We start from the raw sequence: 10,760 nt of genomic DNA on the forward strand, positions 1-10,760 counted from the left end.
AAAAATATTTAGAGATTAAAGAAAAGATAGAAACTAAAAGAAACAAAGCAAAAGAAATAGATGAAGAACAAACTAAAGAAAAACCATTCGAAGCCATAGAAGTAAAAGGCACAAGTACTCGTGAAAGTATGGAAGAAATACTTAGTAAAATTAATATTCAAAATATTAAAGATGAAAGAGATTTATTAGCTATATTTTTAGCCTATAAAAATGGCGAGAATTTATATGATAAAAGGGTTTGAAATTTTATATTTTAAATTGAAAGGAAGAGTTTGAAAAAGTTATTTTTTATAGCATTTACTTTAAGCTTTTTATTTGGCTCTGATGCTATTACTATTGATAGTCTTTTTAAAAGACAAATCGGACTTAGAAGCATTACAAGTCTTAGTTTAATCACTAGCGGGAATGCTAATATCTACACAAGTTATCCAAGTCTAATAATAGGAGGCGATCCTGTGATTTGGACTGATAATAAAAGGCTTAGTTTGAATGAAACTTTGATATATTCATTTAATAACAAGCTTGATTTTATAACTTCAATTGGCGCTAATGCTACTAGAAATGAATATAGTAATTTTTTTACGGGTAAGCCTATGAGTGAAACTCATTATTCATTTGAAAGCTTGTGGCTTGGGTTTAATTATAGATTTGATAGTTTTAGTGATAAAATACTTAGTTTTTCTTATCAAGCAGGATTATTACAAAGAGAAAAAGCACTTGATACAAATAAAAGTTTTTATTTTAAATCACATTCAGCTAAGCTAAACTTAAAAGGATATAGCGACCCTGCTATTTGGGGTATTTATATGGGATTTACATATAATGATACTAGGACTTTTGATAAACTAGCGATAAATTATGGAAATTCTTATAATTTTGGTGCAAATCTTAGTATAGTATTAAGCCCTAAAATTACGCTTGATTTAGAAGCTTCACAGAGTTTTCAAGCAGCTCAGAAAATCAATGGTGTAAAATATACAAATCTAAGAAGTATCCCAACATATAGTGTAGGCTCAACTTATAGTATAAATGATGATACAAGTATCAGTTTTAACGCTAGTTTTGGTGGTGGTTCAGCTGCTCCTGATAGTGTGTTTGGTATTAGCTTATGGCAAAAATTCTAATAATCTTTATAACTATAACTTGTCTTAATGCCGAGTTTGCAGTGAAGTCTTATAGACAAATCAAAAATAACTCCGTAGTAAGACAAAGTTATGAAGAATCTTGTGGGGCAAGTAGTATAGCGACATTACTAAATCTAACAAATATCAAGCGTTTTAGTGAAAAAGATATTTTAGAAGTTTTAGATAAAAATACTAATATGCTAAGTTTTAATGAATTAAATAATGCGTTAAATAAATTGGGTTTTAATGCAAAAGCTTATAAATTAAATCGTAATATATTTGAAAAAATATTCGTGCCTTTTATAGTAAAGATTGAAAATGACCCGAGATTTCCACATTTTGTAGTGGTAAATAATATTAATGGGGATTTTGTGAAAGTATATGACCCAAGCTTTGGCGAATATCTAAGCTCTAAAAAAGAATTTTATAGCGTATGGGATAAAGATGGTTTAGGTGGATACGCTCTAATAATTAAGCCAAATATTACAAAAGAACTAAAGCCAAATTTACCACGCCCAAGTCAAATAAAAGAAATTTAAATAAGTTTTATATTTTTAAAGTTTTTGTTAATTTTGCTGATATAGATGATAAAGGAGATGATTATGAAAATAACGGCTAATTCTTATATAACATATCCAACAACTAAAATTAGTAAAAAAAATGATAACCTAGATATTCAAGCCAATAAACCTTATTATGAAGATGGAAAGGCTAGTTTAGAATATCTAAAACTAGCCCAGCAAAAGCTAGAAAACGATCCGACTTATAATCCAATAAATGATAGAAATTTAAATCTTGGAGAAAAGGCAAGTTATTGTGTGTTTGGAGCATTAGACCCTGATTTAGTAGAAGAAATAAGCAAAGAATTTATGAAAAATTGGGTAGAAATTGATAAAAAAGAGCTTGATAGAACGCTAAACTCACTAAATATGCCATCTTTAGGTTTGCCTGATGATTTTCCTTTAGGTTATATAGATAGTAAGAAAATGCCAAGCGTTGAAGAATTACAAGCTAGAGTTAAAGAAAAAGAAAATTTAAGAAATAATGCAATAAATACAAAAGAAGAAATTAAACAAGAAGAAAAAGAAGAACAAACTAAAGAAAAACCTTACGAAGCCATAGAAGTAAAAGGCACTAGCATTCGTGAAAGCATGGAAGAAATACTTAGCAAAATTAATATTCAAAATATCAAAGATGAAAGAGATTTATTAGCTATATTTTTAGCCTATAAAAATGGCGAGAATTTATATGATAAAAGGGTTTAGTTAAAATGACAATCATAAATAACAATCAGAGTATTTTGGATTTAAGGCAAATATTTTTAAGAGATGAGATAAGGACTGAAACTAATAAAGATTTAAATTCTAAGCCAGTAAGCTCTGATGATTTAAAAGGCATTTCTAATTTATATAATCACGATAATTGGGGTAAGAGTTTTAGTGGGGTTAGTAAGAATGGCGAAGTTACTATTTATGGCAAACTATTAGGGCTTGATGATAAAAGTAGTTTAAATGAATTAAGCGAACTTTTAAGCTTTATTATGACTAATTCAAATTCAATAAACGGGCAAATTGCCTTAAATGATGAGCTAGAAAGCTTATTAAATAGTGATTTAAGCATAGAAGAATTTAAACCTAGATGGCTTTTAGCAATTACTAAGGATTTAGCAGCAAAAGAGCTAGATACTAAAGAGATTAAAAGAGAACCGATTGAAGTAAAGAGCGATTTAAATGTGTATAAAGAAAACTTAGCAAACTTGGTAAAATCTCTAAGAGAGCAAAAAGATAGCTATGATGCTTATGTTTTATCTATGCTAGAAACCGAGTTTATAAACAAAAGGACATAAATGCAAATTAACTCATCTTTAAATCAAATAAATCTCATTAATACAAATAATAAAGATTTAAAAAAGATAGATTTAAGCAAAGAGCTTAGCCAAATTGCTAAGCCTAATGATATGTTTGATTTATTTTTACAAGTTCAAAATGATTATAAGACAGATAGTATTTATCAAAGAGCTTTTGCAAAGCATTCTGATATAGAGATTAAAAAAGATTTACAAAGCTTTTTGCAAGCAAATCCTATAAATAGTAGTAGTGGTAGCTTTACATATTATGATGATTTAAGATTTAATTTTAGCGATGATGAAAGGCTTTTTAGATTATTTGCAGATGAAAAAATAAGCATAGATGATTTTAAAAAAGAATATCTAAAAATAAAAGCTGAATATGAAGAAGAAAAGCCTAGAGAAAAAATAGAAGTAAAAGGCACTAGCACTCGTGAAAGTATGGAAGATATTTTAAGCAAACTTGATATTCAAAATATCAAAGATGAAAGAGATTTATTAGCTATTTTAATGGCGTATAAAGATAGTAAGAATTTGTATGATAAAAGAATTTGAATAAATCAAATTCTTTTTATTTTTAAAATATAAATCCACCACCTTGAACCGGTGTTATATCTTTTACATCTTTTCCATTTGCATCATTACTTGTAGAGTTGTTGCCAATATTTTTAAATCTACAAATATCGCCTTTATTTGCATTTCCTTCTAGTATTTTTGCATAGCTTGTTTTAGCATTTGCATTAGTTACTTGCACCAAAGCACTAAAAATTTCTTCGTAGCCGTTTAGCTCTTTTGTGTAACTATCATAGATTTTATCGCCTTTTTTATAGCATTCTAGTTGTGTATTTATAGGTAGGCTTTGAGTAAAAACTGCTTGATTATTGCTGATTTTTTCTATTTTTGGTGGATAAATAGCAGCTTGAGTATTTAATACAATAGTGCTTGCAATATCGTTTAAAATACTATCATAATCTTTAGATTTTATATCAAGGTTTATGCTATCAGCAAATCTTATTTGTCTAGTTGCAAATGTAATAACTTGATAATTTATACTAACACTTACTTTAGAACTACTACCACTGCCAATAATTGAGTAATTTTTATTAGTTGTATTAACATCGCTTATGGTGTAAAGCAATATATAATCAGTGCCTAGATTTTGACCTAATTTTAAAGCCTCATCTTTATTTGCGTCATTTAAAATTATATCTCTTTCAATAGCTAATGCTTCTCCTTCTTGTCTATCCAATAAATCAAATTTACGAGTTTTGTGGATATTGCTTTCTATTTTAAATCTTAAATCTCTTGTTATTTGTTCGCTATCTCTTCCTAATAAAGAAAAATTATTCGGACTTAGAGCAGGTGCTACGATGATTTTTCTTCTATCGTTTTTCATTCCGGCTAGTTCGTATTTTTTTGAAACTGCTGTTTTTTGAATACTTACGACTACTCTAAATCCATCTTCTGTTTTTGTATTTTCTATAACTTCAAAAGAGCTAAAGCGACCATTTGTTGCTTTGCTAATTTGTTGGTTAAAGTGTTTATAAATCTCATTTTCATCACCACTTTTTATCGCACTAATTTGAGCTTCTTGTCTAGTTTTAACATAAGCTCCGTTTAATTTCAAAACAGCTTCTGCTAAAGCATTATCTACTGCTTGCTCGTATGTAATGCCATAGCCTTCTCCGGTAGCAGTTTTTGTGCTAGTTGTAGTTACTACTTTAGCATTTAGGCTTACTAAAAATAAGCCTAAAAAAACAATTAATATCTTTTTCATAATTTAATCCTAGAAATCATCAACATCAATATTTTTAGAGCGAATTACTTTTGCATTACCATTTGATGGAATTTCGCTTGTTTTTGAGCCTAATGTTTTTTTATCTAAATCACCTTTGATTTCTTTTCTTTCTTGCTTTGCTTGTTCTATGCTTGTAGGTGAATAATACATAATAACCCCAGCAACTCCGTGTGTATCAAATTGCTTAGTCCATTTATCAGCAACTTCAACACCTACTAGGCTCATTTGTGCTTCAGAGCTAAAAAATTCTTCTAAATCAGAATAGCTATCTGATCTAGTTTCTTTACCACCAGTTGCACTTTCATTTGCACCTTTTTTAATTAAAGTTGTATAGGCTTTTTGAACTGTATCAGTAGTTTTATCTGCATTTGTATAAGTATAAATAGATGATTTTACAAAAGTAGCTAAAGTTTTTTCTGCTAATATTTGAGCTACTGAATAACTTGAACTTTTATATTCATTAGTCATTCCATCCTCAATCTTATAAGTATCCATTCCAAAAGCTAAAAGTGATGGTTGGCAAGCTTCGTTGTAAAAGAATTTTAAACCTAATTTATTTATTTTATTATCACTTGAGCCTAAAGCATTCACTACTGCATCAGCACTTTTACATTGTTCTTCATTGTTTGTAGCATTTGCTTTATAGCCACCTGCTAAAGCTCTTGCTAATTCTCTTGACTTAGGTGATGTATATGCTACTATTCCTAGTTCTGTTTCACCATTATCACTAACTACTATAAAGTTTTCATAAGGAATTAATCCTGATATTTCTTCACGAGCTACTTTATACATTTCTTCTTTAAAAGTATTGCTATATAGCACTTCTTCTGCGCGAAGTCTTAATTCTTCATCAATTTGTGGTTTTGTCAAATCAATCTTATCATCACTGCCGAAAAATTTATTCATTAAGCCATCTAAGAAACCTTCTTTTTCATTTTTTGCTTCTTCTAGTCTTCTTTGACGCTCTATTTCTTTATTTAGTCTTTCTTCTACTAATTCTGCTGGCATTTTACTATGATCATTCTTTTTAGCAATTTCTTTTGCAACTAAGTTTCCTGCCATTTTCATTGCTAAATTAGATTTAATTTTTAAAAATGCTTCATTATACTTTGCACTTAAAAAATCATAATATTGTGGGTCGTTTGGATGCTTTGGAATTGATATTGTTTCTATATAAACTTTAGCATTTGGATTTTTTGCTAAAAGCTCACTTTTTGCACATTTTATTAATGTTTCTATATCATTTCCCGGATTTTCGCAAGTATTTGCAAAAACAACTGAACTTAATGCCAAAGATAAAACTATTTTTTTTACCATGCTACACTCCTATTTGAACCAAGTTTATTAATTTTTATTTCATCTTCCCAAATTGCTAAGCCATTATCAAGATTTGTAACCGTCATTTGGAAATAATAATCAACTCTTTGAGAATCACTAAAAGTTCCTTTAATTCTAGTATTTCTTTGAATTATTTTACCGCTTAAAGACCTATTTGCACTTAATATTGTGCCTTTTTTAGCTATTGTTTTTTGATTAAATTCGTCATTATCTCTTAATTCTCTTGTAGCGTGGGTCATATTATCCTCAGCCCCATTAGCTCCAATTGCTGTTGTTACATAAACACGACCAGAATTAAGTAAAGCAATTCTTATTTTTTTAGTAAGAATATCTGTATCAAAATGTTGCATTGTATCATTAGTAATCCTACTCATTACAAGAATATGGCGTTCGTTTGGATTTGAAGTAGCAAAAACAGGGCTTGCTAACATAGAATTAATCAAATCTCTTGCCGCATTTTGTAAATCTATATCATCAATACCTAGTGAAACAGGCTGATTTTTGCCATTATTTACTTCATCAACGACATAACTTGGTGCAGCTGCACAAGCTCCTAAACTTAGTGCTAAAGCTAGTGTGTAGTATTTTTTCATTTTGTCTCCTTAATTAAATTTGTTAATTTTTATTTTGTAATTATGTGCGTTTGCTGGAGCACCTAATTTTATATATTTTGTTTCTTTTGGTTGTAGTGTTAGCTCTTTTTTAGCTAAACCTAAATTATCAACATGCATACCATTATCATAAAACCAATCTTGTGAGTATTTAAGATTTAGTTCATTATTGCTTATATTAGTAAGTTCAATACTAATTATTAGGTTATTAAAATCATTATTGCTTCTTTCTTCGCATTTTAGAATTTTATTTAAATCTTCATCTAAATAGCTTACATTAAAGCATTGATTGTTTTTGATTACATTTGCATTGTTAGCACACGAACATAAAAATACAGCAAAAGCTGTTAAGATATATTTTTTCATTTTTTTACCTTTCTTCAAATATTGTTATATATTCAGTTCCTATTGTAGGAATTTTTACAAGTATTACATAATGTTTATTTATATCTAATTCTTGTGAAAATAGTGTTTGAGAATTTGGACTTGCAATATTTATACTTCCACTATTTGCAATTCTAATTGCTTGATAGTTTTTAGGTAAACCTATAAAGTATCTAATATCAGAATGGTTTAATAAATTATTTACCAAATCAACACCTATGCCAGAATATAAATTCTCTTTATTGGCTTTTACACTAATCATTGTTTTAGTAATCGCTCTTAAAAAAGACTTAGATATTCTAGGTATTAATGTAGCTTTGTATTCAGCGCCTATTATTTTATCCATATCACTTAGAAGCCTTGTTTTTTGATTATTTGCCATTATAAAAGGATAAGCATCACTACTATCTCCTAAAATTGCTATTGAAAACACTAAACTACTAATGGCTAATTGATTAGCATAAACAGAGTATTTTTCATTTCCAAAAGGAATTTTATAATCTATATCATTATCGTTTTTCTTAATAAAAACAATAGGCAATGATAGATTAAATTCTTTTAAAGATTTAGATTTACCATTTTCATAAATTACCCAAATATATTTATTTGTTTTAGATATTTGCATTCCTTTTTTTACTTTATTTGCTATTCTTTTAGTGTTGAAATTGTTTTTAGCTAATTCATAATCTTGATAAAATAGCAAATCATTTTCTTGAGAATAAACTTCTTTTAATAAATCAATAGAATTATTTGACCTACCATCTAAAATATAATAAAGAGCAGAAAAATAGCTAACAAATGGATTAGAATAATTAGCATAAGACTTATAAGCAGGAATTGGGACACTATTATTTATAATGTCTATTACTTCATTACTTTCTCTAGGTTTTTGTTGTAAGTAGTTTAATTCGCTTAAAATATCGCTTTCAAATTCTTCTTTATTTCTTTTTTGTCTATCTAAGGCTCTTTTGATTTCAACTCCAGCTTCATCGTATTCACCTAAAGCTAGATAACTCATTGATTTGTATGTATTAGTTAGCATTTTTTCATAATATTGACCGCTATAATCAGTTATATTATCATTAAAAAGACCTTCTAAAACTCCTTCTCCAATCTTTAACAATAGATTTTTTTCATCTTTATCTTTATAACCATCTTCAACCAAATCAAATAGCTTAATACTATCTTTATAAGACTTACACAAGAATGCTTGATATCCGTAATAATTGCCGTTGTAAAGTGGGTCTTTAATCTTTTCTAATACATTTTCTTTTGAGTATTTTAGCTCTTTTTTCGTAAGTAATTCGCAGTCTTTAGTATCTAAAGAATATATTTTATTTTTATTTTCTTCTTCATAGCCTAAAAAGACAGAAGAACAAGCATTTAATACTAATAAAGTAAAAACTAAAACAAAAACTTTTAACAAAACTCTTAACATCGCCGACCCCCCCCCCATTTTTAAAAAACGCCATTTTATAAAAACTTAATTAATATATATTAATTTTTTTTAAAATTCAATAATTCTTAAATAATAAGAATTATTGTTTATTTTTTATAGCTCTAGTATTTTAATAGGAAGACCCATTTTATTCATTTCATCAAAGAATGGTTTTGCATCAAATTCTTCCATATTAAACACACCTTTTCCACTCCATTTGCCACTTGCTATTAAATATGTTCCAATTGCAGCAGGAACGCCTGTTGTGTAGCTTACTGCTTGAGCGCCAGTTTCAGCGTAGCATTCTTCATGCACGCAAACATTATAAATATATACTTTTTTAGCCTTGCCATCTTTAATACCTTCAATAATACAACCTATGTTTGTCTTGCCTTTAGTCCTTGCACCAAGACTTGCAGGGTCAGGTAAAAGTGTCTTTAAAAACTCAATAGGAATTATCTTCATTCCTTGATGTTCAACTGGCTCAATTCCTAGCATACCTACATTTTTAAGACAATTCATATGTTGAATATAGCTTTGTCCAAAAGTCATAAAAAATCTAATTCTTTTTAAACCTTTTATATTTTTACATAAGCTCTCAAGTTCTTCATGATAAAGTAAATAGCTATCTTTAACCCCAACTTCAGGATAATCGTGTTCAACTTTAATCTCAAGTGGTTTAGTCTCAATCCACTCGCCATTTTCCCAATATCTACCATTTGCACTAACTTCTCTTAAGTTTATTTCAGGGTTAAAATTAGTTGCGAAAGCATAGCCGTGATCTCCTGCATTACAATCCATAATATCAATTGTATGAATTTCATCAAATAAATATTGCTGCGCATACGCACACATAACATTCGTTGCACCTGGGTCAAATCCACTTCCAAGCAGTGCAGGAACACCAGCTTTTAAAAAGTCATTATTTCTAGCCCATTGCTCTTTATACTCAAATTTAGCTAAATCAGGATGTTCGTAATTTGCTGTATCAATGTATGGAATTTTAGTTTGAGAACAAGCGTCCATTAAAGCTAAATCTTGATAAGGTAAAGCCACATTTAATAAAATCGTAGCGTTTATATCTTGTATAAGCTTAACAACTGCATTTGTATCATCAGCATTAATCGTAGCAGTTGCAATCTCAACTTCTAAACGCTCTTTAATAAAACTTGCTATTTCATCACATTTGCTTTTTGTTCTACTTGCAAGCGTGATTTTATCAAAATATTTATATTCAGCTGCTTTATAGGTTGCTACACGGCTAACTCCACCAGCTCCAATTATTAATAAATGTTTCATATTTTCTCCTTTTAGCTTATGATAAAATATTTATGATAATGATTAATCTTTTTATGAGATTATATTAGTCTTATTTTATTTTAGGAGTATATTATGAAAAAATTATTTTTAGCTTTAAGCTTAGCAGGTATTTTAGGTGCTAGTGAATTTGTTCTTGATAAAGTTCATACTAGCGTTGAATTTAGCGTTAAACATATGTTAGTTTCTAATGCTAAGGGCAAATTTAAAAGTTTTGATGCGATGATAGATTTTGATGAAGCTAATAAAACTTTTAAAGTATTTAATGCAAGCGTTGATGTAGCAAGCGTTGATACAAATAGTGAAAAAAGAGACGAGCATTTAAAATCAAGTGATTTTTTAAATGAAAAAGTTAATCCAAAACTTACTTTTGTTATGAGTAAATACGAAAAAGTAAGTGATACACAAGGAAAAATGACAGGGGAATTAAACATAAATGGCGTTAAAAAAGAAGTAACATTTGATGTTGCTATCAATGGTGTTGCTACAATGGGAGATAAAACTAAACTTGGGTTTGACCTAAATCTTGACCTTTTAAGAAAAGATTTTGATGTAGCAAAAGATACAAATGAGGGCTTAGTAGCAAACGAAGTAAAAGTTCAAATTTTTGCTGAAGCTGATAAAAAATAATTAAAATTAAGAATTTGAAATTTTATTTCAAATTCTTATATCAATTAATCTTGTATCGCTTAAATCTTTTTTAAATTCTTTCGTAAAATCTATAAAATCTCCTAGCTTATCATTACTAATTAACTCTTTTAATTTATCTTCGCTTATTTTTAATTCATTACTTATGTTTTGGATATTAAATTTTTGTAATATTTCTTTTTCGTTATTATCTAAAGATTGTGATTTTTTAAGTTTTTCAATTATATTATTAAGTTTGATTTGTTCTTCTGTTTTT

14 protein-coding genes are annotated in these 10,760 nt (G+C 28.4%); 7 read left to right on the forward strand and 7 right to left on the reverse strand.

The window, feature by feature from the left end:
• The 6 genes from AVBRAN12647_RS09230 to AVBRAN12647_RS09255 form a co-directional block, all read left to right on the forward strand.
• Positions 1 to 242, forward strand: a 242-nt coding sequence (locus tag AVBRAN12647_RS09230) for a hypothetical protein (RefSeq protein ID WP_336615078.1), incomplete at its 5' end; no start/stop codon positions are given.
• Between the two features lie 30 nt (positions 243 to 272).
• Positions 273 to 1,124, forward strand: coding sequence for a hypothetical protein (locus AVBRAN12647_RS09235; protein WP_214119684.1), 852 nt, complete (start codon positions 273 to 275; stop codon positions 1,122 to 1,124).
• A complete protein-coding gene (locus tag AVBRAN12647_RS09240) occupies positions 1,109 to 1,663 on the forward strand; it encodes a cysteine peptidase family C39 domain-containing protein (protein ID WP_214119685.1) in 555 nt (184 codons plus the stop codon). The genes AVBRAN12647_RS09235 and AVBRAN12647_RS09240 overlap by 16 nt, the downstream gene beginning before the upstream one ends.
• A 63-nt stretch (positions 1,664 to 1,726) precedes the next feature.
• Positions 1,727 to 2,389 carry a hypothetical protein gene (locus AVBRAN12647_RS09245; protein ID WP_336615079.1) on the forward strand — a complete coding sequence of 221 codons (663 nt, stop codon included), beginning with the start codon at positions 1,727 to 1,729 and terminating at the stop codon, positions 2,387 to 2,389.
• Positions 2,390 to 2,394: 5 nt separating this feature from the next.
• Complete coding sequence (locus AVBRAN12647_RS09250; RefSeq protein ID WP_214118886.1) at positions 2,395 to 2,970, forward strand: hypothetical protein; 576 nt, start codon at positions 2,395 to 2,397, stop codon at positions 2,968 to 2,970.
• Positions 2,971 to 3,525, forward strand: a complete 555-nt coding sequence (locus AVBRAN12647_RS09255) for a hypothetical protein (RefSeq protein ID WP_336607655.1) — start codon at positions 2,971 to 2,973, stop codon at positions 3,523 to 3,525.
• A gap of 22 nt (positions 3,526 to 3,547) precedes the next feature.
• Here the strand turns inward: AVBRAN12647_RS09255 and AVBRAN12647_RS09260 are convergent, their stop codons facing one another.
• The 6 genes from AVBRAN12647_RS09260 to AVBRAN12647_RS09285 form a co-directional block, all read right to left on the reverse strand.
• The gene (locus AVBRAN12647_RS09260) at positions 3,548 to 4,747 is read right to left on the reverse strand and encodes a hypothetical protein (protein ID WP_336615080.1); all 1,200 of its coding nucleotides are present in this window, start codon (positions 4,745 to 4,747) and stop codon (positions 3,548 to 3,550) included.
• 9 nt (positions 4,748 to 4,756) lie between these two features.
• Positions 4,757 to 6,085: a DUF6844 domain-containing protein gene (locus AVBRAN12647_RS09265; RefSeq protein ID WP_336615081.1), complete on the reverse strand. Its 1,329-nt coding sequence runs from the start codon at positions 6,083 to 6,085 to the stop codon at positions 4,757 to 4,759.
• Positions 6,079 to 6,699 carry a penicillin-binding protein activator LpoB gene (lpoB, locus tag AVBRAN12647_RS09270; RefSeq protein ID WP_214118878.1) on the reverse strand — a complete coding sequence of 207 codons (621 nt, stop codon included), beginning with the start codon at positions 6,697 to 6,699 and terminating at the stop codon, positions 6,079 to 6,081. The genes AVBRAN12647_RS09265 and lpoB overlap by 7 nt, the downstream gene beginning before the upstream one ends.
• A gap of 9 nt (positions 6,700 to 6,708) precedes the next feature.
• Positions 6,709 to 7,083 carry a DUF1425 domain-containing protein gene (locus tag AVBRAN12647_RS09275; protein WP_214118876.1) on the reverse strand — a complete coding sequence of 125 codons (375 nt, stop codon included), beginning with the start codon at positions 7,081 to 7,083 and terminating at the stop codon, positions 6,709 to 6,711.
• Between the two features lie 4 nt (positions 7,084 to 7,087).
• Positions 7,088 to 8,557, reverse strand: a complete 1,470-nt coding sequence (locus AVBRAN12647_RS09280; RefSeq protein ID WP_336615082.1) for a hypothetical protein — start codon at positions 8,555 to 8,557, stop codon at positions 7,088 to 7,090.
• Between the two features lie 96 nt (positions 8,558 to 8,653).
• Positions 8,654 to 9,838 carry a saccharopine dehydrogenase family protein gene (locus tag AVBRAN12647_RS09285; protein WP_214119699.1) on the reverse strand — a complete coding sequence of 395 codons (1,185 nt, stop codon included), beginning with the start codon at positions 9,836 to 9,838 and terminating at the stop codon, positions 8,654 to 8,656.
• A gap of 93 nt (positions 9,839 to 9,931) precedes the next feature.
• Between AVBRAN12647_RS09285 and AVBRAN12647_RS09290 the strand changes: the two genes are divergently transcribed.
• On the forward strand, positions 9,932 to 10,486 hold the full coding sequence (locus AVBRAN12647_RS09290; protein WP_214119700.1) for a YceI family protein: 555 nt from the start codon (positions 9,932 to 9,934) through the stop codon (positions 10,484 to 10,486).
• A gap of 27 nt (positions 10,487 to 10,513) precedes the next feature.
• Here the strand turns inward: AVBRAN12647_RS09290 and AVBRAN12647_RS09295 are convergent.
• On the reverse strand, positions 10,514 to 10,760 hold a 247-nt coding region (locus AVBRAN12647_RS09295), incomplete at its 5' end, for a hypothetical protein (RefSeq protein WP_336615083.1).

This window comes from Campylobacter sp. RM12647 (assembly GCF_020138135.1).
GTDB lineage: Bacteria > Campylobacterota > Campylobacteria > Campylobacterales > Campylobacteraceae > Campylobacter_E.